This window comes from Pseudomonas sp. H26/SER47-MNA-CIBAN-0231, from assembly GCF_040310465.1.
GTDB classification, from domain to species: Bacteria; Pseudomonadota; Gammaproteobacteria; order Pseudomonadales; family Pseudomonadaceae; genus Aquipseudomonas; species Aquipseudomonas atacamensis.
The window spans coordinates 316,512-342,960 of the sequence record NZ_JBEOPW010000003.1 but is presented as its reverse complement, the minus strand read 5'-3'; the positions used below and the strand labels follow the sequence as shown (position 1 = coordinate 342,960).

The 26,449-nt window shown below is 55.7% G+C and carries 24 protein-coding genes; 22 read left to right on the top strand and 2 right to left on the bottom strand.

All coding sequences use genetic code 11. From position 1 onward, the window contains the following. Positions 1-101 precede the first annotated feature (101 nt). The 22 genes from mnmG (at position 102) to AAEZ10_RS06780 (ending at position 24,879) form a co-directional block, all read left to right on the top strand. A complete protein-coding gene (gene mnmG, locus AAEZ10_RS06885) occupies positions 102-2,000 on the top strand; it encodes a tRNA uridine-5-carboxymethylaminomethyl(34) synthesis enzyme MnmG (RefSeq protein WP_122603541.1) in 1,899 nt (632 codons plus the stop codon). Then, positions 1,997-2,641 (top strand): 16S rRNA (guanine(527)-N(7))-methyltransferase RsmG, encoded by a 645-nt coding sequence (gene rsmG / locus AAEZ10_RS06880; protein ID WP_071173913.1) that lies wholly within the window; start codon positions 1,997-1,999, stop codon positions 2,639-2,641. Before mnmG ends, rsmG begins: the two co-directional genes overlap by 4 nt. Positions 2,642-2,659: 18 nt before the next feature. Further along, entirely contained in the window at positions 2,660-3,457 is a 798-nt protein-coding gene (locus AAEZ10_RS06875) for a ParA family protein (RefSeq protein ID WP_016772400.1), read from the top strand. Between the two features lie 9 nt (positions 3,458-3,466). Then, complete coding sequence (locus AAEZ10_RS06870) at positions 3,467-4,339, top strand: ParB/RepB/Spo0J family partition protein (protein WP_003229785.1); 873 nt, start codon at positions 3,467-3,469, stop codon at positions 4,337-4,339. Between the two features lie 148 nt (positions 4,340-4,487). Continuing rightward, positions 4,488-4,895, top strand: a complete 408-nt coding sequence (locus tag AAEZ10_RS06865; protein WP_008064605.1) for a F0F1 ATP synthase subunit I — start codon at positions 4,488-4,490, stop codon at positions 4,893-4,895. 16 nt (positions 4,896-4,911) lie between these two features. After that, positions 4,912-5,781, top strand: coding sequence for a F0F1 ATP synthase subunit A (atpB, locus tag AAEZ10_RS06860; RefSeq protein ID WP_016772402.1), 870 nt, complete (start codon positions 4,912-4,914; stop codon positions 5,779-5,781). Between the two features lie 133 nt (positions 5,782-5,914). Then, a complete protein-coding gene (gene atpE, locus AAEZ10_RS06855; RefSeq protein ID WP_003097235.1) occupies positions 5,915-6,172 on the top strand; it encodes a F0F1 ATP synthase subunit C in 258 nt (85 codons plus the stop codon). 58 nt (positions 6,173-6,230) lie between these two features. Further along, on the top strand, positions 6,231-6,701 hold the full coding sequence (locus tag AAEZ10_RS06850) for a F0F1 ATP synthase subunit B (RefSeq protein ID WP_016772403.1): 471 nt from the start codon (positions 6,231-6,233) through the stop codon (positions 6,699-6,701). Positions 6,702-6,713: 12 nt separating this feature from the next. Beyond that, positions 6,714-7,250 (top strand): F0F1 ATP synthase subunit delta, encoded by a 537-nt coding sequence (locus tag AAEZ10_RS06845; protein WP_016772404.1) that lies wholly within the window; start codon positions 6,714-6,716, stop codon positions 7,248-7,250. A 21-nt stretch (positions 7,251-7,271) separates the two neighbouring features. Next, positions 7,272-8,816: a F0F1 ATP synthase subunit alpha gene (atpA, locus tag AAEZ10_RS06840; RefSeq protein WP_016772405.1), complete on the top strand. Its 1,545-nt coding sequence runs from the start codon at positions 7,272-7,274 to the stop codon at positions 8,814-8,816. A 50-nt stretch (positions 8,817-8,866) separates the two neighbouring features. After that, positions 8,867-9,727 carry a F0F1 ATP synthase subunit gamma gene (gene atpG, locus AAEZ10_RS06835; protein ID WP_007911960.1) on the top strand — a complete coding sequence of 287 codons (861 nt, stop codon included), beginning with the start codon at positions 8,867-8,869 and terminating at the stop codon, positions 9,725-9,727. A gap of 27 nt (positions 9,728-9,754) precedes the next feature. Then, complete coding sequence (atpD, locus tag AAEZ10_RS06830; protein ID WP_016772406.1) at positions 9,755-11,134, top strand: F0F1 ATP synthase subunit beta; 1,380 nt, start codon at positions 9,755-9,757, stop codon at positions 11,132-11,134. A 45-nt stretch (positions 11,135-11,179) separates the two neighbouring features. Then, a complete protein-coding gene (locus AAEZ10_RS06825; protein ID WP_016772407.1) occupies positions 11,180-11,605 on the top strand; it encodes a F0F1 ATP synthase subunit epsilon in 426 nt (141 codons plus the stop codon). 118 nt (positions 11,606-11,723) lie between these two features. After that, a complete protein-coding gene (gene glmU / locus AAEZ10_RS06820) occupies positions 11,724-13,091 on the top strand; it encodes a bifunctional UDP-N-acetylglucosamine diphosphorylase/glucosamine-1-phosphate N-acetyltransferase GlmU (RefSeq protein WP_350568526.1) in 1,368 nt (455 codons plus the stop codon). A gap of 207 nt (positions 13,092-13,298) precedes the next feature. Next, positions 13,299-14,075, top strand: coding sequence for a DeoR/GlpR family DNA-binding transcription regulator (locus AAEZ10_RS06815; RefSeq protein ID WP_041476528.1), 777 nt, complete (start codon positions 13,299-13,301; stop codon positions 14,073-14,075). A gap of 2 nt (positions 14,076-14,077) precedes the next feature. Continuing rightward, on the top strand, positions 14,078-15,910 hold the full coding sequence (gene glmS, locus AAEZ10_RS06810) for a glutamine--fructose-6-phosphate transaminase (isomerizing) (RefSeq protein WP_350568523.1): 1,833 nt from the start codon (positions 14,078-14,080) through the stop codon (positions 15,908-15,910). Between the two features lie 282 nt (positions 15,911-16,192). After that, positions 16,193-17,047 (top strand): TnsA endonuclease N-terminal domain-containing protein, encoded by an 855-nt coding sequence (locus AAEZ10_RS06805; protein ID WP_039593186.1) that lies wholly within the window; start codon positions 16,193-16,195, stop codon positions 17,045-17,047. Then, positions 17,044-19,212: a TnsB C-terminal domain-containing protein gene (locus AAEZ10_RS06800; RefSeq protein ID WP_350568521.1), complete on the top strand. Its 2,169-nt coding sequence runs from the start codon at positions 17,044-17,046 to the stop codon at positions 19,210-19,212. The genes AAEZ10_RS06805 and AAEZ10_RS06800 overlap by 4 nt, the downstream gene beginning before the upstream one ends. Further along, positions 19,209-20,669, top strand: coding sequence for an ATP-binding protein (locus tag AAEZ10_RS06795; RefSeq protein ID WP_083182132.1), 1,461 nt, complete (start codon positions 19,209-19,211; stop codon positions 20,667-20,669). The genes AAEZ10_RS06800 and AAEZ10_RS06795 overlap by 4 nt, the downstream gene beginning before the upstream one ends. A 16-nt stretch (positions 20,670-20,685) precedes the next feature. Further along, a complete protein-coding gene (locus tag AAEZ10_RS06790; RefSeq protein ID WP_058402488.1) occupies positions 20,686-22,353 on the top strand; it encodes a TnsD family Tn7-like transposition protein in 1,668 nt (555 codons plus the stop codon). Positions 22,354-22,727: 374 nt separating this feature from the next. Next, the gene (locus tag AAEZ10_RS06785) at positions 22,728-24,359 is read left to right on the top strand and encodes a TniQ family protein (RefSeq protein ID WP_230082024.1); all 1,632 of its coding nucleotides are present in this window, start codon (positions 22,728-22,730) and stop codon (positions 24,357-24,359) included. A gap of 187 nt (positions 24,360-24,546) precedes the next feature. Further along, the gene (locus tag AAEZ10_RS06780; RefSeq protein WP_039593249.1) at positions 24,547-24,879 is read left to right on the top strand and encodes a DUF2790 domain-containing protein; all 333 of its coding nucleotides are present in this window, start codon (positions 24,547-24,549) and stop codon (positions 24,877-24,879) included. Between the two features lie 305 nt (positions 24,880-25,184). Here AAEZ10_RS06780 and AAEZ10_RS06775 read toward each other — a convergent pair whose 3' ends face one another. Both AAEZ10_RS06775 and AAEZ10_RS06770 read right to left on the bottom strand, forming a co-directional pair. Further along, positions 25,185-25,652 (bottom strand): DUF411 domain-containing protein, encoded by a 468-nt coding sequence (locus AAEZ10_RS06775; RefSeq protein WP_039593193.1) that lies wholly within the window; start codon positions 25,650-25,652, stop codon positions 25,185-25,187. Further along, positions 25,642-26,445 (bottom strand): c-type cytochrome, encoded by an 804-nt coding sequence (locus AAEZ10_RS06770; protein ID WP_039593194.1) that lies wholly within the window; start codon positions 26,443-26,445, stop codon positions 25,642-25,644. Before AAEZ10_RS06770 ends, AAEZ10_RS06775 begins: the two co-directional genes overlap by 11 nt. Between the last annotated feature and the right edge of the window lie 4 nt (positions 26,446-26,449).

The window sequence follows — 26,449 nt, the reverse complement described above, 5'->3', positions numbered from 1 at the left end:
GTTCTTTAGAAAGGGCGAAGTCCCTATACTTGCCGACCAGGTCCAGAAACCTGGTTTCAATATTTCCTGAATGACCTACTTAAGCAGGCACGAGGTGCGTGGTGGATTTCCCTTCTCGTTTTGAAGTGATCGTCATCGGCGGCGGTCATGCCGGTACCGAGGCAGCACTGGCGTCAGCACGCATGGGGGCAAAAACCCTGTTGCTGACGCATAACGTGGAAACCCTCGGCGCCATGAGTTGCAACCCGGCCATCGGTGGCATCGGCAAAAGCCATCTGGTCAAGGAAATCGATGCCCTCGGCGGCGCGATGGCCATGGCTACCGACAAGGGCGGCATCCAGTTTCGCGTGTTGAACAGCCGCAAAGGCCCGGCAGTACGGGCCACCCGTGCGCAAGCCGACCGAATTCTCTATAAGGCCGCTGTCCGCGAAATCCTGGAAAACCAGCCAAACCTGTGGATATTTCAACAGGCTGCTGACGACCTGATCGTCGAGCAGGAGCAAGTCCGTGGTGTGGTTACACAGATGGGGCTGCGTTTCTTCGCCGATTCCGTGGTGTTGACCACCGGTACCTTCCTCGGCGGACTTATCCACATCGGTTTGCAGAATTTCTCCGGCGGTCGCGCCGGTGATCCACCGTCGATTGCTCTGGCCCACCGTCTGCGTGAGTTGCCATTGCGTGTTGGGCGTCTGAAAACCGGCACGCCGCCGCGTATCGATGGCAAGTCTGTGGATTTCTCCGTGATGACCGAGCAGCCGGGCGATACGCCGATCCCGGTGATGTCGTTCATGGGCAACAAGGAACAGCATCCGCGCCAAGTCAGCTGCTGGATCACCCATACCAATGCCCGCACCCACGAAATCATCGCGGCGAACCTCGATCGTTCGCCGATGTATTCCGCTGCCGGTGAAATCGAAGGCGTCGGCCCGCGTTATTGCCCGTCGATCGAAGACAAGATTCATCGCTTTGCCGACAAGGAAAGCCATCAGGTGTTCATCGAACCGGAAGGTCTGACTACCCATGAGCTGTATCCGAACGGGATATCCACAAGCCTGCCGTTCGACGTGCAATTGCAGATCGTGCAATCGATCCGCGGCATGGAAAACGCACACATCGTGCGTCCGGGTTATGCGATCGAGTACGACTACTTCGATCCGCGCGACCTGAAGTACAGTCTGGAAACCAAAGTCATCGGCGGTCTGTTCTTCGCCGGGCAAATCAACGGCACCACCGGTTACGAAGAAGCCGGCGCTCAAGGTCTGCTCGCCGGGGCCAACGCTGCGCTGCGTGCCAAGGGCAAAGAGGCCTGGTGTCCGCGCCGCGATGAAGCGTACATCGGCGTTCTGGTCGACGACCTGATCACCCTCGGCACCCAAGAGCCGTACCGCATGTTCACGTCTCGCGCCGAGTACCGCCTGATTCTGCGTGAAGACAATGCCGACCTGCGTCTGACCGAAAAAGGTCGCGAGCTCGGTCTGGTCGATGACGCGCGCTGGGCGGCCTTCTGCAAGAAACGCGAAAGCATCGAGCTTGAAGAACAGCGCCTGAAAAGCACCTGGGTGCGGCCGAACACCCCGCAGGGCGATGCGATTGCCGAGAAATTTGGCACGCCGCTGACTCACGAGTACAACCTGCTCAACCTGTTGAGCCGTCCGGAAATCGATTACGCCGGTCTGGTCGAAGTGACCGGGCAGGGCGCCGAAGATCCACAGGTCGCCGAGCAGGTCGAGATCAAGACCAAATACGCCGGTTACATCGACCGCCAACAGGACGAAATCGCCCGTCTGCGCGCCAGCGAAGACACGAAATTGCCTGTGGATATCGATTACACCAACATCTCCGGTCTGTCCAAGGAGATCCAGAGCAAGCTCGGCGCCACACGTCCTGAAACGCTGGGCCAGGCTTCGCGGATTCCTGGCGTAACCCCGGCAGCGATTTCGCTGTTGATGATTCATTTGAAAAAACGCGGCGCGGGCCGTCAGTTGGAGCAAAGCGCTTGAGTGCCAAGGTCACTTCGCAACACGCCGAAGAGTTATCCACAGGAGCCCGCGAGCTCGGTGTCCATCTCACTGAAACCCAGCACGAATTGCTGCTGGGTTATCTGGCCCTGTTGATCAAATGGAACCAGGCCTACAACCTGACCGCCGTGCGCGATCCTGATGAAATGGTTTCGCGGCACTTGCTCGATAGTCTCAGCGTGATGTCGTTCATCGAAAACGGTCGCTGGCTCGATGTCGGCAGTGGCGGTGGCATGCCTGGTATCCCGCTGGCGATCCTGTATCCGGACTCGCAGGTGACCTGTCTGGACAGCAACGGCAAGAAAACCCGCTTCCTGACTCAGGTCAAACTGGAGCTGAAGCTGGATAACCTGCAAGTTATCCACAGTCGCGTCGAAGCCTTCCAGCCTGCGCAGCCATTCAACGGGATCATTTCCCGGGCATTCAGCAGCATGGAAAACTTCACCAACTGGACTCGCCACTTGGGCGATGCCGATACACGCTGGCTGGCAATGAAGGGCGTTCATCCGGCCGATGAGCTGGTAGCATTGCCGGCAGATTTCAAACTCGATAGCGAACACGCCCTGGCCGTCCCCGGTTGCCAAGGCCAACGCCATCTGCTGATACTGCGCCGCACGGCATGATTGGGAACACAAGCAAGAATGGCTAAGGTATTCGCGATAGCGAACCAGAAGGGTGGTGTGGGCAAAACCACCACCTGCATCAACCTCGCAGCATCCCTGGTCGCGACCAAGCGCCGGGTGCTGTTGATCGATCTCGATCCACAGGGCAACGCCACCATGGGTAGCGGTGTGGATAAACATGGTCTGGAAAACTCGGTCTACGATCTGCTGATCGGTGAATGCGACCTCGGCCAGGCCATGCACTTCTCCGAGCACGGTGGTTATCAACTGCTGCCGGCCAACCGTGATCTGACCGCAGCAGAAGTGGTGCTGCTGGAAATGCAGATGAAGGAAAGCCGTCTGCGCAGTGCGCTGGCGCCGATCCGTGACAACTACGACTACATTCTGATCGACTGCCCACCGTCGCTGTCGATGCTCACGCTCAACGCACTGGTCGCCGCTGACGGGGTGATTATTCCCATGCAGTGCGAATACTTTGCGCTGGAAGGTTTGAGCGACCTTGTGGATAACATCAAGCGCATCGCTGAACTGCTCAATCCGAACCTGAAAGTCGAAGGCCTGCTGCGCACCATGTACGACCCGCGCCTGAGCCTGATGAACGATGTTTCGGCGCAGCTCAAGGAACACTTCGGCGATCAGCTGTACGACACGGTGATCCCGCGCAACATTCGCCTGGCCGAAGCACCGAGCTACGGCATGCCGGCGCTGGCTTACGACAAGCAATCGCGTGGCGCCCTGGCCTATCTGGCTCTGGCGGGCGAGATGGTTCGTCGTCAGCGCAAAAATTCACGCATTGCTGCTGCTCAGCCAACTTAAGGAATCCCCATGGCCGTCAAGAAACGAGGTCTCGGACGTGGACTGGATGCACTGCTGAGTGGTCCGACGGTCAGCGCGCTGGAAGAACAAGCCGCGCAGGCCGACACCCGCGAACTGCAACACCTGCCGCTGGACCTGCTGCAGCGCGGCAAATATCAGCCGCGCCGCGACATGGACCCGCAGGCCCTGGAAGAGCTGGCACAGTCGATCAAGTCCCAAGGCGTGATGCAGCCGATCGTGGTGCGCCCGATTGGCGGCGGTCGTTTTGAGATCATTGCCGGTGAACGCCGCTGGCGCGCCAGTCAGCAGGCCGGGCAGGAAACCATCCCGGCGATGGTTCGCGATGTGCCGGATGAAACCGCCATTGCGATTGCGCTGATCGAGAACATCCAGCGCGAAGATCTCAATCCGATCGAAGAAGCCGTCGCCTTGCAGCGCTTGCAGCAGGAATTCCAGCTGACTCAGCAGCAGGTTGCCGAGGCTGTGGGTAAGTCGCGGGTGACTGTGGCTAACCTGTTGCGACTTATTGCACTGCCTGAAGTGATCAAGACCATGCTGTCGCACGGTGACCTGGAAATGGGTCACGCGCGTGCCTTGCTCGGTCTGCCGGACAATCAGCAGGTCGAAGGGGCGCGACATGTTGTCGCACGAGGACTGACCGTGCGCCAAACCGAGGCACTGGTTCGTCAGTGGTTGAGTGGCAAACCGGAGCCGGTTGAAGCCGCAAAACCCGACCCGGACATCGCTCGCCTCGAGCAGCGTTTAGCCGAGCGCCTAGGCTCTGCGGTGCAGATTCGCCATGGCAAGAAGGGCAAAGGCCAATTGGTGATTGGGTATAACTCGCTCGATGAGCTTCAAGGTGTGCTCGCACACATCCGCTGAAACATTTCCTCATGTAGCGCGCAGTCGGAAATCACTACCTGACAGTTGAATAGGGGCAGAACCGCCCCTATACTCTGCGCGCATTTTGTCGGCACAAATTATGCCAAGTTATTGAATTTCGGCAGCCGACCATTGGAGAGCAACTGTGATGGAAACCCGCACGCCAAACCGCTTGCCTTTCCATCGCCTGGCGGTTTTTCCGGTGTTGATGGCTCAATTTGTCGTTTTGCTCATTGCCGCTTTGGCGCTCTGGCAATGGCATGGAGTCGTTGCCGGATACTCGGGACTTTGCGGAGGCCTGATAGCCTTGCTGCCCAATGTTTATTTCGCTCACAGGGCATTTCGGTTTTCCGGCGCCCGAGCAGCCCAGTCCATCGTCCGGTCTTTTTATGCCGGCGAGGCAGGCAAACTTATTTTGACGGCAGTGCTGTTTGCACTGGTGTTCGCAGGTGTGAAGCCACTGGCGCCGATCGCAGTATTCGGCGTGTTCGTGCTGACGCAGTCGGTCAGCTGGTTCGCTCCCCTGCTGATGAGAACAAGACTTTCGAGACCTTAGGGCGTTTGAGGCAACCATGGCAGAGACAACCGCTTCGGGCTATATCCAGCACCACTTGCAGAACCTGACTTTCGGTCAGCTACCCAACGGCGGCTGGGGCTTTGCCCACACCGCAGCAGAGGCCAAGGAAATGGGCTTCTGGGCTTTCCACGTCGATACCCTCGGCTGGTCGGTCGCGCTGGGTCTGATCTTCGTTCTTCTTTTCCGCATGGCGGCGAAGAAAGCGACTTCGGGTCAGCCGGGTGCCTTGCAGAACTTCGTTGAAGTATTGGTCGAATTCGTCGATGGCAGCGTGAAAGACAGCTTCCATGGCCGTAGCCCGGTGATTGCACCGCTGGCGCTGACCATCTTCGTCTGGGTGTTCCTGATGAACGCCGTCGACCTGGTACCGGTCGACTGGATTCCTCAGCTGGCCATCCTGATCTCCGGCGATGCTCACATCCCGTTCCGCGCCGTGTCGACTACCGACCCGAACGCGACTCTGGGCATGGCGTTCTCGGTGTTCGCACTGATCATTTTCTACAGCATCAAGGTCAAGGGCATCGGCGGCTTCATCGGCGAACTGACCCTGCACCCGTTCGGCAGCAAGAACATCTTCGTTCAGGCCCTGCTGATCCCGGTGAACTTCCTGCTGGAATTCGTCACCCTGATCGCCAAGCCGATCTCTCTGGCTCTGCGTCTGTTCGGCAACATGTATGCCGGCGAGCTGGTGTTCATTCTGATCGCTGTGATGTTCGGCAGCGGCCTGCTCTGGCTCAGCGGCCTGGGCGTAGTTCTGCAGTGGGCGTGGGCTGTATTCCACATCCTGATCATCACCCTGCAGGCGTTCATCTTCATGATGCTGACCATCGTCTACCTGTCGATGGCGCACGAAGAAAACCATTAAGACCAGTCTCGACTAGTCTGATGTTCCTCCCGGTCAAACGGGAGGGAGCTCCTTGCGGGGCAGCTGAAACGATTTGTTTTACCGCTTTAATCTAAAAAACCTAAACCATACGACGTAAAAGTCGGGAGGAAAGATGGAAACTGTAGTTGGTCTAACCGCTATCGCTGTTGCACTGTTGATCGGCCTGGGCGCACTGGGTACCGCAATTGGTTTCGGCCTGCTGGGCGGCAAGTTCCTGGAAGGCGCAGCGCGTCAGCCAGAAATGGTTCCAATGCTGCAAGTGAAAATGTTCATCGTTGCCGGTCTGCTCGACGCCGTAACCATGATCGGTGTTGGTATCGCTCTGTTCTTCACCTTTGCGAACCCGTTCGTTGGTCAGATCGCTGGCTGATTACTCGGATCTTCCGAGTAATTTGGTGTGATGGACAACGTAACTGCGAGGTGTTGGCGTGAACATTAATGCGACCCTGATTGGCCAGTCCGTTGCGTTCCTGATTTTTGTATTGTTCTGCATGAAGTATGTATGGCCTCCGGTCATCGCTGCTCTGCACGAACGTCAAAAGAAGATCGCTGATGGTCTGGACGCTGCCAGCCGTGCAGCTCGCGACCTGGAGTTGGCCCAAGAGAAAGCGGGTCAGCAACTGCGCGAAGCGAAAGCTCAGGCAGCTGAAATCATCGAGCAAGCCAAGAAACGCGGTAACCAGATCGTCGAAGAGGCTGTTGAAAAAGCCCGTATCGACGCTGACCGTGTGAAGGTTCAGGCTCAAGCCGAGATCGAACAGGAACTGAACAGCGTCAAAGACAAGCTGCGTGCCCAAGTGGGCTTGCTGGCTGTTGGCGGCGCCGAGAAGATCCTGGGTGCCACAATCGATCAAAACGCGCACGCAGAGCTGGTTAACCAACTGGCTGCTGAAATCTAAGCGAGGGCGATCATGGCAGAACTGACCACGTTGGCCCGACCTTACGCTAAGGCGGCCTTCGAGCACGCTCAGGCCCACCAGCAACTGGCCAATTGGTCAGCCATGCTCGGCCTGGCAGCAGCGGTGTCGCAAGACGACACCCTGCAGCGCGTGCTCAAGGCCCCGCGACTGACGAGCGCAGAAAAGGCCGCCACGTTCATTGACGTGTGCGGCGACAAGTTTGATGAAAAGGCACGCAATTTCATCAACGTCGTTGCCGAGAACGACCGTCTCCTGCTTCTGCCGGAGATCGCCGCTCTGTTCGACCTGTACAAGGCCGAACAAGAGAAATCGGTAGACGTTGAAGTGACCAGTGCATTTGCATTGAACCAAGAACAGCAAGACAAACTCGCCAAGGTTCTCAGTGCACGACTCAACCGGGAAGTGCGCCTGCAAGTTGCGGAGGACGCTGCCTTGATTGGTGGTGTCGTGATCCGCGCCGGCGACCTGGTTATCGATGGCTCGATTCGCGGCAAAATCGCGAAACTTGCCGAAGCATTGAAATCTTGAGTTTGAAGGGGCAGCAGAGCAATGCAGCAACTCAATCCTTCCGAAATAAGTGAAATTATCAAGGGCCGCATCGACAAGCTCGATGTGACCTCCCAAGCCCGTAACGAAGGCACTGTCGTCAGCGTATCTGACGGCATCGTGCGGATTCACGGTCTGGCCGACGTCATGTACGGCGAGATGATCGAGTTTCCGGGCGGCGTCTACGGTATGGCTCTCAACCTGGAGCAGGACTCCGTAGGTGCCGTGGTATTGGGCTCCTACCAGTCGCTGGCTGAAGGCATGAGCGCCAAGTGCACCGGCCGCATCCTCGAAGTTCCTGTTGGTAAGGAATTGCTGGGCCGCGTAGTCGATGCTCTGGGTAACCCTGTTGACGGCAAAGGTCCACTGGGCAACACCGAGACCGACGCGGTCGAGAAAGTTGCTCCAGGCGTGATCTGGCGTAAGTCGGTAGACCAGCCTGTACAGACTGGCTACAAGGCTGTCGATGCCATGATCCCTGTCGGCCGTGGCCAGCGTGAGCTGATCATCGGTGACCGTCAGATCGGTAAAACCGCTCTGGCGATCGACGCGATCATCAACCAGAAAGACAGCGGCATTTTCTGCGTCTACGTAGCCATCGGTCAGAAGCAATCGACCATCGCCAACGTGGTTCGCAAGCTGGAAGAAAACGGCGCCCTGGCCAACACGATCATCGTGGCTGCCAGTGCTTCGGAATCTCCTGCGCTGCAATTCCTGGCACCGTACTCCGGTTGCACCATGGGTGAATTCTTCCGCGACCGCGGTGAAGACGCGCTGATCGTTTATGACGATCTGTCCAAGCAGGCAGTGGCTTACCGCCAGATTTCCCTGCTGCTGCGCCGTCCACCAGGCCGTGAAGCTTACCCAGGCGACGTGTTCTATCTCCACTCCCGTCTGCTGGAGCGCGCATCCCGCGTTTCGGAAGAATACGTAGAGAAGTTCACCAACGGCGCAGTGACGGGCAAAACCGGTTCCTTGACTGCACTGCCGATCATCGAAACCCAGGCTGGCGACGTTTCCGCGTTCGTTCCGACCAACGTGATTTCCATCACCGACGGTCAGATCTTCCTGGAATCGGCCATGTTCAACTCGGGCATCCGCCCTGCAGTGAACGCCGGTGTTTCGGTATCCCGTGTGGGTGGTGCCGCTCAGACCAAGATCATCAAGAAGCTCTCCGGTGGTATCCGTACCGCTCTGGCTCAGTACCGTGAACTGGCGGCATTCGCCCAGTTCGCTTCTGACCTGGACGAAGCGACCCGCAAGCAACTTGAGCATGGTCAGCGCGTTACCGAGCTGATGAAGCAGAAGCAATACGCACCAATGTCGATCGCTGACATGGCGCTGTCGCTGTATGCCGCTGAGCGTGGGTTCCTGACTGACATTGAAATCGCCAAGGTCGGCAGCTTCGAACAAGCGCTGATTGCTTTCTTCAACCGCGATCACGCCGATTTGATGGCCAAGATCAACGTTAAAGGTGACTTCAATGACGAAATCGACGCTGGCATGAAAGCCGGTATCGAGAAGTTCAAGGCCACCCAAACCTGGTAAGCCGCAGCGGGAGCCGCGAGGCTCCCGCTTGCTAACCTGATAGGTGTTACATGGCAGGCGCAAAAGAGATTCGCAGTAAGATTGCGAGCATCAAAAGCACGCAAAAGATTACCAGCGCCATGGAAAAAGTGGCGGTCAGCAAAATGCGCAAGGCACAAATGCGCATGGCTGCTAGCCGTCCTTATGCGGAGCGTATCCGCCAGGTAATTGGGCATCTGGCCAACGCCAACCCGGAATACCGCCACCCGTTCATGATCGACCGCGAAATCAAGCGCGTCGGTTATGTCGTCGTGAGCAGTGACCGTGGTCTGTGCGGCGGCTTGAACACCAACCTGTTCAAGGCCCTGGTCAAGGACATGGCGGTAAACCGCGAAAACGGCGTCGAGATTGATCTGTGTGTAGTCGGTAGCAAGGGTGCGGCCTTTTTCCGCAACTTCGGCGGTAACGTCGTTGCAGCTATCAGCCACCTGGGTGAAGAGCCGTCGATCAATGACCTGATCGGCAGCGTCAAGGTGATGCTGGATGCCTACCTGGACGGCCGTATCGACCGCCTGTCCGTGGTGTCCAACAAGTTCATCAACACCATGACGCAACAGCCTACCGTGGAGCAGTTGATTCCACTGGTGGCAACCCCGGATCAGGATCTCAAGCACCACTGGGACTATCTCTACGAACCGGACGCCAAAGAGCTGCTTGACGGCTTGATGGTCCGTTACGTCGAGTCGCAGGTCTACCAGGCGGTGGTCGAGAACAACGCGGCTGAACAGGCTGCGCGGATGATCGCGATGAAGAACGCTACCGACAACGCCGGTGATTTGATCAGCGATTTGCAGCTGATCTACAACAAGGCGCGTCAGGCTGCGATCACCCAAGAGATCTCGGAAATCGTCGGCGGCGCTGCCGCGGTTTAACGGTTCAAATATTCAGAGGATCCAGCTATGAGTAGCGGACGTATCGTTCAAATCATCGGCGCCGTTATCGACGTGGAATTTCCACGCGACAGCGTACCGAGCATCTACAACGCGCTGACTGTACAAAGCGCGGCCGCAACCACCCTGGAAGTTCAGCAGCAGCTGGGCGACGGCGTGGTGCGTACCATTGCGATGGGTTCCACCGAGGGCTTGAAGCGCGGTCTGGAAGTCACCGACTCTGGCGCAGCCATCTCCGTACCGGTCGGTAAAGCGACCCTGGGCCGGATCATGGACGTCCTCGGTAACCCGATCGACGAAGCTGGCCCGATCGACACCGAAGAGCGCTGGGGCATTCACCGCGCAGCACCTTCGTTCGCCGAGCAAGCAGGCGGCAACGACCTGCTGGAAACCGGCATCAAGGTTATCGACCTGGTCTGCCCGTTCGCCAAGGGCGGTAAAGTCGGTCTGTTCGGTGGTGCCGGTGTAGGCAAAACCGTAAACATGATGGAACTGATCCGTAACATCGCCATCGAGCACAGCGGTTATTCCGTGTTCGCCGGCGTGGGTGAGCGTACTCGTGAGGGTAACGACTTCTACCACGAGATGAAGGACTCCAACGTTCTGGACAAAGTGGCACTGGTTTACGGTCAGATGAACGAGCCGCCGGGAAACCGTCTGCGCGTAGCACTGACCGGCCTGACCATGGCCGAGAAGTTCCGTGACGAAGGTAACGACGTTCTGCTGTTCGTCGACAACATCTATCGTTACACCCTGGCCGGTACTGAAGTATCCGCACTGCTGGGCCGTATGCCTTCGGCAGTAGGTTACCAGCCGACCCTGGCTGAAGAGATGGGCGTTCTGCAGGAACGTATCACTTCGACCAAGGAAGGTTCGATCACCTCGATCCAGGCGGTATACGTACCTGCGGACGACTTGACCGACCCGTCGCCAGCGACCACCTTCGCCCACTTGGACGCCACCGTCGTTCTGTCCCGTGACATCGCTTCCCTGGGTATCTACCCGGCGGTAGATCCACTGGATTCGACTTCGCGCCAGCTGGACCCGAACGTGATCGGCCAGGACCACTACGACACCGCTCGCGGCGTTCAGTACGTTCTGCAGCGTTACAAAGAGCTGAAAGACATCATCGCGATCCTGGGTATGGACGAGCTGTCGGAAGCCGACAAACAGTTGGTTAACCGTGCTCGTAAGATCCAGCGCTTCTTGTCGCAGCCGTTCTTCGTGGCTGAAGTCTTCACCGGTGCTTCGGGTAAATACGTTTCCCTGAAAGACACCATTGCTGGCTTCAAAGGCATCCTCAACGGTGACTACGACCACCTGCCAGAACAAGCGTTCTACATGGTTGGCGGCATCGAAGAAGCGATCGAGAAAGCCAAGAAACTGTAATCCCGGCGCCCGGCAACGGGCGCTAATTTAGGTTGAGGCAATCAGATGGCTATGACAGTCCATTGCGATATCGTCAGCGCGGAAGGGGAAATCTTTTCCGGCCTGGTCGAGATGGTGATTGCGCACGGTGCACTGGGTGATCTTGGTATCGCTCTGGGTCACGCGCCGCTGATCACTAATCTCAAGCCGGGTCCGATCCGCCTGATCAAGCAAGGCGGGGAAGCCGAGGTGTTCTACATCTCCGGTGGTTTCCTCGAGGTTCAGCCGAACATGGTCAAGGTACTTGCCGATACCGTGCAACGTGCTGCCGACCTGGATGAAGCTCAGGCTCAGGCAGCTCTCAAGGCTGCCGAGAATGCCCTGAACGAAAAAGGCGCGGACTTCGATTACGGCGCCGCTGCCACACGTCTGGCCGAGGCTGCAGCCCAGCTGCGCACCGTCCAGCAGATCCGCAAGAAGTTTGGCGGTTAATCCGTCAGCCGCTTATTGTGCGATTGATAAAAAAGGGTAGCCTCGGCTACCCTTTTTTCTTTTCCGAATTCCCACAAACCGGTCGCAGTTGCTGACCACCCAGGATTGGTAGCCAGTCATGTCTCTCGAAATCGTTATCCTCGCGGCCGGTCAAGGCACTCGCATGCGCTCTGCGCTGCCCAAGGTGCTGCACCCGATTGCCGGCAACTCCATGCTCGGCCATGTTATCCACAGCGCTCGGCAACTTGATCCACAACGCATTCAGGTGGTGATCGGTCACGGTGCCGATGTGGTGCGTGAGCGTCTGGCAGCTGATGATCTGAATTTCGTGTTGCAGGACAAGCAACTGGGCACTGGCCATGCCACCGCCCAAGCGGTGCCGTTCATTGATGCCGACACTGTGCTGATTCTTTACGGCGATGTGCCGCTGATTGAAGTGGAAACCCTGCAACGTCTGCTCAAGCATGTCGTGCCGGGCCAGATGGGTTTGCTCACTGTCGAGCTGGATGACCCGACCGGTTACGGCCGCATCGTGCGTGATGCTGACGGCAAGGTCGCGGCAATCGTCGAGCACAAAGACGCCAGCGAAGCGCAACGTGCGATCACCGAAGGCAACACCGGCATCCTCGCTGTGCCGGCCGATCGTCTGGCGGACTGGATGAGTCGCCTGTCGAACAACAATGCGCAGGGCGAGTACTACCTCACCGACGTGATCGAAATGGCGGTCAGCGATGGTTTGGTCGTGGCTACCGAACAACCGCACGACCCGATGGAAGTGCAGGGCGCCAATGATCGCAAGCAGCTCTCTGAACTGGAGCGTCATTACCAGTTGCGCGCCGGCCGTCGCCTGATGGCTCAAGGCGTGACCCTGCGTGACCCGGCGCGTTTCGATGTGCGTGGCGAAGTCAGCGTGGGCCGCGATGTGCTGATCGACATCAACGTGATCCTCGAAGGCAAGGTGATTATCGAAGACGACGTAGAGATCGGCCCGAACTGCGTGATCAAGGACAGCACCCTGCGCAAAGGCGTGGTGATCAAGGCCAACAGTCATATCGAAGGGGCCATTCTCGGTGAAGGCAGCGACGCCGGTCCCTTCGCGCGTTTGCGCCCGGGCACTGTGCTCGAAGCGCGCGCCCATGTGGGTAACTTCGTTGAGCTCAAAAACGCCCACATGGGCGAAGGTGCCAAGGCTGGCCACCTGACCTACCTGGGCGATGCCGAGATCGGCGCGCGCACCAACATCGGCGCCGGCACCATCACCTGCAACTTCGATGGCGCCAACAAGTGGAAAACCGTTTTGGGCGCTGATGTATTCATCGGTTCCAATAACTCGCTGGTCGCGCCTGTGGATATCTCCAACGGTGCAACTACCGCTGCCGGCTCGACCATCACGCAGAATGTGGATAACGCTCAGCTGGCGGTTGGCCGAGCCCGTCAGAAGAACATTGACGGCTGGAAGCGCCCGGAAAAAATCAAGAAATCTTGATTTATCCACAACCTTCTGTGGGAGCGAGCCTGCTCACGAATGCGGTTTGTCAGTCACGTCTTCAGTGGCTGAGACTGCCCTTTCGCGAGGGGGCTCGCTCCCACAGTCATTTCAATCTTTCTGAATTTTTCTCCCCGCGTCTTGACGGCAACCTTTCGATAGAGTTTCATTGCTTGCGTTATCTTTCGAATCGAAACTTAAGCCGCCATGTCCAAACGCAACACTCCTCAGCGCCGTCATAACATCCTCGCCTTGCTCAACGAGCAGGGCGAAGTCAGTGTGGATGAGCTGGCCAAGCGTTTCGAAACTTCCGAAGTTACGATTCGCAAGGATCTTGCTGCGCTGGAAACCCATGGTCTTTTGCTGCGTCGTTACGGCGGTGCCATCACCATGCCGCAAGAACTGGTCGCAGAAACGGCGCAGAGTATTTCCAAGTACAAGCAGGCGATCGCCCGCGCGGCGGTCAAACGCATCCGCGAGCACGCGCGCATCATCATCGACAGCGGCAGCACCACCGCCGCGATGATTCCCGAACTGGGCCAGCAACCGGGCCTGGTGGTGATGACCAACTCGCTGCATGTCGCCAATGCCTTGAGCGAACTGGAACACGAGCCAGTGCTGCTGATGACCGGCGGTACTTGGGATCCGCACTCGGAATCCTTTCAGGGCCAGGTCGCCGAGCAAGTACTACGCTCCTACGACTTCGACCAACTGTTCATCGGCGCCGACGGTATCGATCTGGTGCGCGGTACCACCACCTTCAACGAACTGCTCGGCCTCAGCCGGGTGATGGCCGACGTTGCGCGAGAAGTGATCGTCATGGTCGAGGCCGACAAGATCGGTCGCAAGATTCCCAACCTGGAGCTGCCCTGGAGCAGCATCCATACCCTCATTACCGATGATCGCCTGCCCGTCGAGGCACGCGATCAGCTTCAGGCCCGCGGGATCACTTTGATCTGTGCGGCTGTCAGTCAGGAGAAATAACCATGTGTGGCATTGTCGGCGCAGTAGCTGAACGTAATATCACCGCCATCCTTCTCGAAGGCCTGAAGCGCCTCGAATACCGCGGCTATGACAGCGCCGGTGTGGCGGTTTACACCAACGACCGGACCCTGGAACGCATGCGTCGTCCGGGCAAGGTCAGCGAGCTGGAAACCGCACTGGCCGAACAGCCGCTGGCCGGCCGTCTCGGTATCGCCCACACCCGTTGGGCTACCCATGGCGCGCCGTGCGAGCGCAATGCCCACCCGCATTTTTCCGGTGACATTGCGGTGGTGCACAACGGCATCATCGAGAACCACGAAGCCCTGCGCGAACAGCTGAAAGCGCTGGGCTATGCGTTCAGCTCGGACACCGACACCGAAGTCATCGCCCACCTGCTGACCCACAAGCTCAAGGAACAACCGGACCTGACTGCCGCGCTCAAAGCGACCGTCAAGGAGCTGCATGGCGCCTACGGTCTGGCAGTGATCAACGCACAGCAACCGGATCGTCTGGTCGCCGCGCGCAGTGGCAGTCCATTGGTGATCGGCCTGGGCCTGGGCGAGAATTTCCTCGCTTCCGACCAGTTGGCTCTGCGTCAGGTCACTGACCGCTTCATGTATCTGGAAGAAGGCGATATCGCTGAAATCCGTCGCGACAGCGTGCAGATCTGGGACGTAAACGGCAACGCTGTCGAGCGCCAGACCGTGCAGTACACCGACGGTGCCGAAGCCGCCGACAAGGGCGAGTTCCGCCACTACATGCTCAAGGAAATCCACGAACAACCCGCCGTGGTCCAACGCACCCTCGAAGGTCGCCTGGGCAACAATCAAGTGCTGGTCGAGGCCTTCGGTCCGCAAGCCGCCGAGCTGTTCGCCAAAGTGCGCAATGTGCAGATCGTCGCCTGCGGCACGAGCTATCACGCCGGTATGGTCGCGCGTTACTGGCTCGAAGAACTGGCCGGTATTCCGTGCCAGGTCGAAGTCGCCAGCGAATTCCGTTATCGCAAAGTGGTGGTGCAGCCGGACACGCTGTTCGTGACCATCTCGCAGTCCGGCGAAACCGCTGACACCCTCGCGGCCCTGCGCAATGCCAAGGAGCTGGGCTTCCTCGCCAGCCTGGCGATCTGCAACGTCGGCATCAGCTCGCTGGTGCGCGAATCCGATCTGACCCTGTTGACCCAGGCCGGCCGCGAAATCGGCGTGGCCTCGACCAAAGCCTTCACCACGCAACTGGTCGGCCTGTTGCTGCTGACCCTGTCGCTGGGTCAGGTGCGCGGCACTCTGGCTAACGGCGTCGAAGCCACACTCGTCGAAGAACTGCGTCGCCTGCCGACCCGTCTCGGCGAAGCGCTGGCGATGGACAGCACCGTGGAAAAAATCGCCGAGCTGTTCGCCGAGAAAAACCACACCCTGTTCCTCGGCCGTGGTGCGCAATTCCCGGTCGCGATGGAAGGTGCCTTGAAGCTCAAGGAAATCTCCTACATCCATGCCGAAGCCTACCCGGCCGGCGAGCTCAAACACGGCCCGCTGGCACTTGTGGATAACGACATGCCAGTGGTGACCGTCGCGCCAAACAACGAACTGCTGGAAAAGCTCAAGTCCAACCTGCAGGAAGTCCGCGCCCGTGGCGGTGAGCTGATTGTGTTTACCGACGTCAAGGCCGCGATGACCAATGGCGAAGGCACACACGTAGTGCAGATGCCACACATTCACGACATTCTTTCACCGATCCTTTATACGATCCCACTGCAACTGCTGTCGTATTACGTTGCCGTGCTCAAGGGCACCGACGTTGATCAGCCGCGCAACCTGGCGAAATCGGTGACCGTGGAATAAGTTATCCACAGATGATCTACGCTTCTGGTTTTGAACAATAAGGATTGACACAAAACAATAAAGTTTGACACTTAAGAACATAGATTGACACAAGGCTCAAACCCCCGTATCTACGGGGGTTTTCCTGTCCAGGCTTTTCCTTTGGTCTGGATTCATCGCTTCAACTTTTACCGGGTGTAGTCTGGAAAATGTTTTGAATACGGCCGCTTTGGCAGTCGTGTCCTTTTACGACTTTTTCTCGACGCGAGGTGAAGCGGTCCGCATCGACTGAGGAGGCGTGGGTTGCGAGGTCGTAAATTTGCATCACAGCAGGACATTGAACGGCACATTGCAAATGGATTTGGCGAAGGCGCCGGGGCAAGCTACGTGCCTTGGCTGCGGGTACAAGATGTCCCGTCGATTGGTCGTTCGCACAAGATCCAAGGTGTGAGGATCGAGAGGATTCATCACCTCCTGTCAGATCTCGAGCGTTCTTACTTTCTTGTGTGTGAATTTTCTGAAGACGTCGTGGATATCCGGGAGCAATACCCGTTACTACCCACAGAGCGTGCGCAGGCGATAGCGTCGGCGATCGATGTACGTTATCCAAGATACCCTAGAACAACACTGCCTTATGTGATGACAACAGATTTCCTGTTAACTGTTAAGGACCCGAGCGGAAACTTCAAATCGGTAGCGAGGACGGTGAAGTATCGTTCCGATTTAGTTGGCAGCGGCAGTAAAAGAACGCTTGAAAAACTTGAGATTGAAAAGCGCTTTTGGGAAAGCCAAGGTGTTGATTGGAAAATCGTCACAGACGAATTTGTGACACGGGATTTGATCAAAAATCTTGGACTTATCAGAAAATACTCGAAGCTCTCTCGTGATTTAATGAAAGCCCCGTTGCATTCGAATTTTATCGAGTGCCTAGCAAACTCCCGGGAATATTCGTGGACCTTGGCCACCTGTCTAAGAAAAATAGCGTCCCTTCTTTCCATTTCCTACATAGACGCTCAAGCAATTTTCTTCCATCTGGTTTGGAACAAAATACTGAAAATAGATTTGGTTAACACTCCTCTCCACCTTACTGGTCTAGTCCCTGACTTCGAAGTTTCCCCGAGCCCTGTCCAAGTATCGTTGAAGGAGAAAATGTCATGACTGTTCTCGTTAATGACGTCTTCGAGCCTGTAACCGATCTGTCGGTCATCGCTACGATAGCCAGGCTCCTTTACCACGATGAAACGCAAGACTTAGCAGTTGTGATAGATCTAGCTGACCCACCCCGACAGCCGTACGCGGTTGGTCTGGAGGAGCTGCGTCGCTCGATAGCGTCTGGTCACACCAAACCAGCAGCCATTACCACGCCAGAGTTTATGCTTGTGCTTGAGGAACAGTTGGATGAGAGAGCCAAGCAAGGCCGGGACGAAAAGTGGGCCGTCATCGCCCCTCTGCTAGATCCTGAATACCCAGGACAAATATTTGTACGAGGTGAGTTAGGCCGACTTGTTAGCAAACGGGCGTCAGAGCTCGGAATCCAGCGGAAAACCATCTATCGGCTTCTTTACCGCTATTGGTCTTATGGTCAAGTTCGCAACTCATTGCTTAACAATTATACGGCAGTAGGTATTGCCGATAGAAAATATGATCCGAGCAGGCCACCAGGGCGAAAGCCTAAATTTCAAGGCGTTCTTACTTCGCCTTCCAAGATGCTCAGTGCCGTTGATAAACGATGCATCCGTGTTGGATATGCTCTTTATGTAAGAGATAAGAAATCTTCTATTTCGAGCGCATATGACGAAATGTTGAGACGATTCTACTCTGTTCGAGACATCTCCAAAAACAGTGAAGAAGAGCTTCGTTTGTTGCCTAGTTCAGAACTCCCCAGCTTGAGGCAGTTCCAATATTGGGGACAGATTTTTTTCGACGAGATTGCAACCGAGCGTGGCCGTAAAGGGTTGAGAAGGTGGTTAAAGGATTGCCGTCCGCTTTCAGGTACCGTTCGCGATTGGCTGCGTGGACCCTGTCATCAGTTCGAAATCGACGCAACGATTGCCGATATTTATTTGGTCAACAGCTACTCTAGACGGATGCTCATTGGTCGGCCCGTCGTTTATATCGTAGTGGATAGTTTCTCCGGAATGATTGCTGGTCTCTATGTAGGATTGGAGGGCCCTAGTTGGAATGGGGCGAGACAAGCGCTGTTCAACGCGTTTACCTCCAAAGTCGAGTTCTGCGCTCAGAACGGCGTTGAAATCAATGCAGATGATTGGAATTGTCACCACCTGCCCCACCAGATTTACGCCGACCGGGGAGAGATGCTGTCACTCGCAGCAGAGGGGTTATCCTCAGGATTGGGAATTGAGATGGGCACTGCTCCACCTTATCGGCCTGATTGGAAGCCTATGGTAGAAAGTCGGTTTGGCATTTTGAATGATTTGACGGGTATCAGATGGCTACCTGGCGGGGTGGCTGCGCGGGACAAAGAGCGCGGCGAGCGAGATTACCGGCTCGATGCCACGCTGAATCTCAAAGAGTTCACCCAAATCCTCATCAAGTGCGTACTCCACTATAACGGGCACCATCGACAGCCTGAACGACTGACGCAGGCGATGATGAATGACGGCGTTGAACCTACACCCAACGGGATATGGAATTGGGCCTGCGACAACGACCTGATCGAATCCAACAAACGTCCTGACGAGCTGGTTTACCTCCATCTCTTGCCTCGCGAGCGCGCGACCGTTCAAAAGGGTGGGGTTATGTTTCGCGGCATGCACTACGTGTGTGATATGGCCATAGAAAAAGATTGGTTTGCCAAGGCTCGCAAGGGGGGCGTTTGGTCAATAGAGTGTTGGTTCGATCCGAACTCGGCGGCACACATTTGGATTCAGGGAGAGGCCAAGCAGTTTATCCGTTGTGATCTTCGACGATCGGATGCCGGTTACGCGAATTACCGCTCGGACGAGATTTTTGATCTGCTCGAAGCCTATCGCCAAAAACCGCCTACTCGCCGGCGAGCCGAGCTGGAAAGCCGTGTGCAGCTTAGCGATCAGGTCCACCAGATCATCAGTCATGCACTCGCAGAACGAAAACTGGAACCTGCTCCGCCCACCAAGGCAGAGGCCACTGGAAACATCCGCGAGAACCGCGCAGAAGAACGTCTCCGTGAGCGTGAAAATGCGGTTGTTCCTGAAGGCGTTAGGGCGGAGCCAGCTTCACTTCAATCTGAATTGACACCGAAAGCGCATGATTCATATGCCGGCGAGCGGACTGCGCAGGTTATCGATTTGCTCAAAAGAATTCGGCCAGGACAGGCAAAATGAAAGGTGCACAGACGTTTGCCAATTACGTCAGACAGGACATTAGTGAGTATGCGGGTAACCCGCTTATCGAAGCTTTGCCTCCGATATTGTCGGAGGCCGCGGCTGTTGAGCTGATCTCGAATTTTCCTCAGCCGGTGGATCCGAAAGAGCTGACGCTCGAAGGAGCCACTCGAATTCACTGTATCGACCGGCTAAGAACCGTGGTACAGCCGTTTTTGCTACATCTGGAACTGGAGGCCCTGTTCTCACTGCTCATTCGTCGAGGGTATGTTGGGCGTAACCCGATGTCGCCCGCTACCGTCCGGCATTTGCATTCTTTATCGGGAGCTCAGCGTTACCACGATGCGTTCAAGTCCACTGCAGAAACGTTTACCGTCGTCGGCCTGAGCGGCATTGGCAAGTCGACGGCGCTCCACGCCATCTTGAGCCTTTATCCACAGACAATCCGTCATGAGCGCTATGAGGGAAAGCAGTTTGTTCATACCCAAATCACATGGCTGAAGCTTGACTGCCCTCGGGATGGATCGCTGGCTGGGTTTTGCCAGCAGTTTTTTTATGCGGTTGGTGACGCTCTAGGAGATAAGGACTACCACAAGCGCTACAGGCATCGAAACATCAATGATGCGCTGCAACAGATGGAGCAGGTGGCCAGCACGTTTTTCATCGGCGCCTTGTTGATCGACGAGCTGCAAAACCTCCACCTGGCGAAAACCGGTGGTAAAGAGAGCATGCTGAATTTTTTCCTGCACTTGGTAAACAACATCGGTATCCCGGTGGTTTTCAGTGGCACGAACTCGACGATCAGCCTGTTCTCAGAAGCCATGCGGACTGCTCGCCGAGTCTGTGGTGCCGGTACGCTCGAATTCAAACGATTCGAAAAGGATGATGAGGAGTGGCGGTTGTTAGTCGAAAATCTCTGGAGCTATCAGTGGTGCAAGCAGACGGCTGAGCTGACCGACGAGATTTTTGACTCGCTGTATGAGCACACTCAAGGCGTCACGGATTTCCTAGTCAAGCTGCTGGTATTGAGTCAGCGTTATGCGGTCCAGAGTGGCTCGGAGTGTTTGACTGCCGAGATCCTGGTGAAGGTAAGCAACTCAAAAATGCAGATTCTAAAGCCAGCCCTTTCAGCTCTGCGTAGCCGTGATCCGAAGCGAATGCGACAGTTTGACGATTTGCTGCCGATTGAGGATCAGCTGAGCGAAATGATGGTTTTCGATGGATTGGCACGAGAGGATCGCCTCACCTTGCTTCGAAGCGTTGTATCCCGTGAGAAGCCGGCAGACCCATCTCCGACCATTTTTGCGAAAGATCACCCATCGCCGATTGCTACTGCTGTGGAAAACTCAGAGGCTAAAGCGCTTAGCGAACATGACTCTCCCCTCGACGCTCTGCGCGCTGCGGGCTGGCTCAACGAGGACCTGTTTGAGTTCTCACCGATGTATCACAAAGCGTGAGTAGGAGGGGGGTGAAGTGCACGTTAAACTCCATTTCTTCCCCGCCGCGTTTCCCGACGAGACGCTGCACAGCGTGATTTCTCGTTATGCCCGTCTTTGCGGTGTTCGTAATTGCCAAGCAGCATTTGCCGGACTGAAATCGGCGGCAGCTTTTTCGCAAAATGTGGCATTCCCGAGTCACTTAGGGGATTTTGTCGACGCGCTACCCAGCGGTACCGAGCTATCGGTAGCCGAGGTCCTGATGCGCCACACATTACTACCCTATTACGCGCCGTTTTTGAGGGTGAGCCAGGTTGAACACGCTCGGACGCTGATGACCGCTGATGGTAAAGGCTTGATGTTAAAGCTGGGCGTCAACGCGAGCCGTATTGGATTCGCCTCCCGAGTGCGGTTATGCCCAGAATGTATCGCCCAAGATCAGGCTCAACGGGGAGTCGCTTACTGGCACAGGGTCCACATGCTTCCAGGCGTGCTTGTATGTCCGCATCACGGCACGTCACTCAGGATCCTTGATCCTCGCTGGTCCAGCCGCAGCTCTCGACAACTCAATCTGCCCAGTGATGAGAATGTGCAAGCACACACAGTACTTCTCGACACCCCGTTGCGGTGCATGCCACCGCTTCACGAAATAGCGTTGTGCTCACTTCAGGTCCTCGAGTCTGAAGTCACTGCTTTGTCGGCCGAGGCGGTGCGCTTCATGCTTTTACACAGGGCAACGCAGCTCAACCTTGCTTCTGATAACCATCGCCTGCACCTGCATATGCTGGCGCAGCACATGGCCGATTTTTTTGCCGCACTCCCGCGAGAATGGGAATTTTCTATACTCGGAGATGTTCGTGCAGGTACACCCGCCTCATGGGTCACGAAGCTGCTTCGTACGCCTATAACCTCTCACCATCCGCTCAAATACATTTTATTGGCCGGTGCTCTGGGCGTTGAAATGGTGAGCTTGCTGCATGGTCAATGCCCAGTGAAACAGGCGGTGGCATGTGATCCGAAAGCTCACATTCGGCTTCACGCGCGCCTTTCTCCGGTGATGCCTGGTGAAGGCCTGGACTGTTCGTCAGCCGCTGTGTGGGAACATGCTCTTGAAGGAGCTGATGCCAAAAAGATCGCCACCGTTCTAGGCGTTTCATCAGCGTATGTCTATCGTCACATCCGAAATGTACCCGGCGGGCAAGATGCTTGGAGGGAGGCACGATTTCACATTGAGCTATGCGCAAGACGCGCGGCTTTCGAGGCTGATTATCGATTCTACAAAGCACATGCATGCAGGGGGTATGCGTGGCTGTATCGCCACGATAAGCAGTGGCTTTCGGAGTCAACTGCAAACCCAAGCCCCCATCGTACGCCTCGTCTAAATAGCACCGAAATGTTCGCTGCCCTCGATGCGAGACTGGCCGGCGAAGTCCGTCAGTGTGCCGACGCGCTTTATGCTCTTGCGGGTAAGCCTGTCCGCATTTCGCGTACCAGGATAGGTCGGGAGCTTCATGTTCTTTCTCGCTTCGAAAAGCAGCTCTGCAAGCTTCCTCTATGTGCAGCAATGCTCGAAAAAGTATGTGAACCAATCGAAGGCTTTCACGATAGGCGTCTGCGATGGGCTAGATGCCAATTGCTCTCGGAGGGCAAGCCTGTATCACGTTCTTCGCTCTACCGGGTCGCGAGCATTCGACCCATGCTGTAATCCAGCTGGACATTCCCCCTCCATCTAAAAAAGTTCTAAATCAATTCACCATAAACCCATTATTTTGCTGTTAATGAAAAAATTCACCTCCAGAAAAGGTCCGGCATACCATCACGATCAGCATGTAAACGTACTAACCCGCGATCAACCGAAATAGTTTTGCAACCGGCATGGGCTGACCTACGCGGGTTTATCGATACGTGTTTTGTATTCGAGGAATACGGGCGCGGCAGGATTTAGATGAATTCACTACGATTCAAAGTTGAGCGGCTGTGTCATTTTCAAATCCAGACCGGATACAGAATTTTAGGGGTTGCATATATACTGCCCCCGGATGCACATTCTCTTCGAGCCCTACCTTTAATCGGTAAATGATGTCTGATCTATTATTTTTCCCCGTTTCGATGCCGGATGAAATGCTTTACTCTCGTGTCACCCGATATCACTATCTGTCAGGTAACAGAACCGCGACGGAAACCTATCGCGATTTGTTCGCATCGAAACCCTTTTGCATCGGTGGCATCGTACCCAAGCAGATCGAGAGGCTCGCGCACAGGCTGCCGGGGCAATCGGAGAGCAATCTCGCAGAGTTGATCAGTAGCAATACTACTTTTCCTGCTTACCGGCCGTTTCTTGGCGTTAAGCAGGGGCCGGAGAACGACGTAGGGCCACTGGGTTATGACGGGGTGGTACGGGTGCCCCGCAGAGAAGAGTCCACCCATGGCAAGGCTAAGCTTTGTCCTACCTGCGTTCAGGAAGATCTGATTGAGCGGGGTTCTGCCTACTGGCATCGATCTCACCAGATACCCGGTGTTGCCGTCTGTTGGCGTCATGGCGACGCATTGATCCATGCCTGCCCCGAGTGCTCTCGCCCGTTCTACCGTAAATTGAAGCTGCTTCCCAATCTGACTGAGCCATGTGCATGCGGCTGGAGCCCGTTAAACAGCGCAGCAATACACAAGGGGTCAAAGATGGAACAGAAAGTCGCTCTGTTCGCACACGATATCCTGCAACGCAATATCCCTCCGATAGGCAGTACGGTATTGAGTTCGTGCTACGTCCGCCAATGCAAGAAGCGCGGATTCATTTTCGGAAAAAATGCGGGTATTGCAAAACTGTTCGACAGCATCCAAAGCGCTTACGGCGACGAGCTTTTGGCGCAAATTGATCCGGCCTATAACACCGGGAAGCATGAGCAATGGATCCGGCTCAAATCAGACAAAGGTCAGCTAAATATGCCGCTCGCGCGGCATTTGATCATTGCTCTTCACTTGTTTTCCAGTGCAGATGGCTTTGAAGAGGCTCTGAAAAATGAGTCTATCCTGCTGAGTGCCGCTGTTTCTCCGCGAGCGCCCAAAGTCGAAGAATCGCGTCTAAGCCAAAAAACTAGATATCGCCAAAAAATCGAGTTGCTTTTAGCGCTACGTACCGATGCCGATATCGAGTACCTCTGGAAGAAGGCGTACAAACCTACGCAATGGATTCTAGAAAATGATAACGCATGGTTAATGGCAAAACTCCATGCACCTAAAAAAGCTACAGTTAAGGTCGAAAAGTCCATCGACTCAAGAGACGACGCCTATGCAGCCCTTATCGAAGCGGGCGTAGATGAGCTGTATAAAGTTACGAAAGATCCGAAGAGAGTGAACATTCGGAATTTACAATCGCTGCTCCCAGGTTCGTTACCTCATGAGCTGGATCTACGCAAGCAGAGGTTCCCTCTTACTTATCAACAGATCAAGATTCATCAGGAGTCAGTATGGCATTTCCGTCTAAGAACTTTAGTGTGGACTGTCTCTGAACTCATCAGGATGAAGCTCCCCGTGAATTACTCGACGGTAAGATTGACCTCAGCGGTATCAAGCAAGGTTTTCCTGGCTTTTTGCAGTTTCTTCGAGTGGGATCTGGAAAGCCTGGCAAGAACCGGGGTCGACGCGGAGGTCCTGCTCAGGTCTACCGGCGTATCGAGGAATTGGGAGGGACCACCGGTTCAAATAAGCTTTTGAGGGCATCTTTGTTCCGTCACCGTCTGCCAACCTTGGGTGTTAACAAAAATCCTATCTGGCTTGAAAGCGTAAATGCGGGGTAGCGTCCACCTTTCACATTAGTAACCTTCGCGGCAGCTTTCTGAAAGCTTTCACTTGTTACTCTTTAACTCAGTAAATTGAGCTTTAGGAGAAAATCATGAAAGCAATGACAGCAGTGAAAGCGTTTTGCGCCGCTTCGATTTTGACCTTATCTTCATTAGCCATGGCTGAAGGAGGCGGTGACCGCGTGTATGGTCGAATGATGCAAGAGAACCAACAAGCAATGGAGCAATATGCCTCAAGGAACGGCAAGACTCCTCCTGAAGTTGTTCATTATGAATATGGTATGAACCTCGATATCCAGAAGGTCGTCAGTGTCACGCAAGCCAATAAAACCTGTGGGGTTGCTCCTTCACGCATGACCTATGAAGACTCTACGGGCAAGCTTAACACCGTGGAATATAAGGTCATGGCCGACAACTGCCCCCATGGAAGCTAGACAATGAAAATTATTTAAGAACTGCATAATTTTCCTTTGTCCGAAACTAGCTTACTGCTCGCTGACGTAGAAGTAATTTTCAGGAAAGCCTGAAGTTATCCACTTTATGAAATCATGTCCGTCAGTCGAGGGGTTTCTAACGTGCAGTAAACAATTGCTCGACCACCTGATACATCCCGCCTCCTTGTTTTTCCTTTGGTTTGGGAGGTGGCTTAGGCGCCCTAGTGGCGCCTTTTTTACGTTCGAAATGAGCTATGTCCTCTGCACGGCCATGACCTTCACCATGCAGGAGCGAGATTAGAAGATCAGTTTTCGGGGTATTCAGCGACGACGTGGTCTGTGCCTGCCTTTGACAAGCCGATTACCTTATACGCGTCATGTTTCCCGTCCACTTCCATTCCTGGGGAGCCGGCCGGCATGCCTGGAACGGCAATCCCGAGCAGGTCATCACGTTTGCTCATCGCAATGATTTGCTCGGCGGGCACGTGACCTTCAACAAACTTTCCGTTGATGGTTGCTGTGTGACAGGACGAGAGCTCAGGAGAAATTCCGAAACCGCGCTTGATCGCGCTCATGTTGGTTTCCACGTGATCAACGACGGTAAAGCCGCTGGCTTCAAGGTGCTGGACCCATTTCTTGCAGCACCCGCAATTAGCGTCGCGATGTACATCGATCGTCAATGGCTCTGCTGCGTGACTGGCTGAACTGATGAACAGAGCCACGAAAGCAGCGAGACGAAGTGCCCGTCTGCGACGAAGAGAATTATTTCGCATGGGTATGTTCCTTCCCATCAGTATGTGTATGTGATTTGGGCTGTACGGTTGGAGTCGGGGCCGCGTCATCTGAAGCTTCCCTACCCTTATGATCGGCGTGGTCAGCAGGCTCCTTTGCAGATGGCGCTGCGGAGGGGCCATGGGCATGTGCCGTGTTTTTCTCGTCATCATGAGCGCGGACTTCCGCCCTTTGGTCGGCAGCACCTGCGCCACTTTGCCCCTGGATCGTTCCATGCTGACCCTCATGGTTGTGCATCACGCTTTCGCCACCACCGTGTTGATGGCCACTGCTACTCGTGATCAGAGCTTTGTATTGCTCTGCATCCAGTGACGGAAGCTGCTGGAGAAATGCAACCATCCCCCATACGTAGGGATCGGCCATGCTTTTGCCCCACGCGGGCATGCCGGTGGATTTGATTCCGTGTTTGATGATCCAAAAAGCTGCAGCTGGGTGCCCGTCGACGCCCAGTTTCGAAAGATTCGGAGGTGCAGGGTAAAGGCTGTTACTCAGTTCGGTGCCTGCAAGCCCCGGAGCCAAATGGCAACCGACACACATCGAGTTGTAGTTGCCAGCACCTTCACGGATGAGAGCTTCTTGGCTCAGGTCGGGGACCTGAATGTCGCGCGAGCGCACGTGTATCGAGCGATCCCGAGCAATAGAAAGTAGCGCGTAGACGGGGGCAGAGTGGGGATCATCCGCCCCGACATTGATCACGCCGAAATACACCACGCCGGCAGCCGCTGCTACGGTGGCCAGACCAGCAGCTATTAGTGCCTTCAGTGTAATCTTCATGCCC

What these genes read in the sequence shown, in the direction of transcription:
- AAEZ10_RS06875 (WP_016772400.1), top strand. Translation starts at nt 2,660, where the DNA reads ATGGCTAAGGTATTCGCGATAGCGAACCAGAAGGGTGGTGTGGGCAAA.
- AAEZ10_RS06870 (WP_003229785.1), top strand. Translation starts at nt 3,467, where the DNA reads ATGGCCGTCAAGAAACGAGGTCTCGGACGTGGACTGGATGCACTGCTG.
- AAEZ10_RS06865 (WP_008064605.1), top strand. Translation starts at nt 4,488, where the DNA reads ATGGAAACCCGCACGCCAAACCGCTTGCCTTTCCATCGCCTGGCGGTT.
- atpB (WP_016772402.1), top strand. Translation starts at nt 4,912, where the DNA reads ATGGCAGAGACAACCGCTTCGGGCTATATCCAGCACCACTTGCAGAAC.
- atpE (WP_003097235.1), top strand. Translation starts at nt 5,915, where the DNA reads ATGGAAACTGTAGTTGGTCTAACCGCTATCGCTGTTGCACTGTTGATC.
- AAEZ10_RS06845 (WP_016772404.1), top strand. Translation starts at nt 6,714, where the DNA reads ATGGCAGAACTGACCACGTTGGCCCGACCTTACGCTAAGGCGGCCTTC.
- atpA (WP_016772405.1), top strand. Translation starts at nt 7,272, where the DNA reads ATGCAGCAACTCAATCCTTCCGAAATAAGTGAAATTATCAAGGGCCGC.
- atpG (WP_007911960.1), top strand. Translation starts at nt 8,867, where the DNA reads ATGGCAGGCGCAAAAGAGATTCGCAGTAAGATTGCGAGCATCAAAAGC.
- atpD (WP_016772406.1), top strand. Translation starts at nt 9,755, where the DNA reads ATGAGTAGCGGACGTATCGTTCAAATCATCGGCGCCGTTATCGACGTG.
- AAEZ10_RS06825 (WP_016772407.1), top strand. Translation starts at nt 11,180, where the DNA reads ATGGCTATGACAGTCCATTGCGATATCGTCAGCGCGGAAGGGGAAATC.
- glmU (WP_350568526.1), top strand. Translation starts at nt 11,724, where the DNA reads ATGTCTCTCGAAATCGTTATCCTCGCGGCCGGTCAAGGCACTCGCATG.
- AAEZ10_RS06815 (WP_041476528.1), top strand. Translation starts at nt 13,299, where the DNA reads ATGTCCAAACGCAACACTCCTCAGCGCCGTCATAACATCCTCGCCTTG.
- glmS (WP_350568523.1), top strand. Translation starts at nt 14,078, where the DNA reads ATGTGTGGCATTGTCGGCGCAGTAGCTGAACGTAATATCACCGCCATC.
- AAEZ10_RS06800 (WP_350568521.1), top strand. Translation starts at nt 17,044, where the DNA reads ATGACTGTTCTCGTTAATGACGTCTTCGAGCCTGTAACCGATCTGTCG.
- AAEZ10_RS06795 (WP_083182132.1), top strand. Translation starts at nt 19,209, where the DNA reads ATGAAAGGTGCACAGACGTTTGCCAATTACGTCAGACAGGACATTAGT.
- AAEZ10_RS06785 (WP_230082024.1), top strand. Translation starts at nt 22,728, where the DNA reads ATGTCTGATCTATTATTTTTCCCCGTTTCGATGCCGGATGAAATGCTT.
- AAEZ10_RS06780 (WP_039593249.1), top strand. Translation starts at nt 24,547, where the DNA reads ATGACAGCAGTGAAAGCGTTTTGCGCCGCTTCGATTTTGACCTTATCT.
- AAEZ10_RS06775 (WP_039593193.1), bottom strand. Translation starts at nt 25,652, where the DNA reads ATGCGAAATAATTCTCTTCGTCGCAGACGGGCACTTCGTCTCGCTGCT.
- AAEZ10_RS06770 (WP_039593194.1), bottom strand. Translation starts at nt 26,445, where the DNA reads ATGAAGATTACACTGAAGGCACTAATAGCTGCTGGTCTGGCCACCGTA.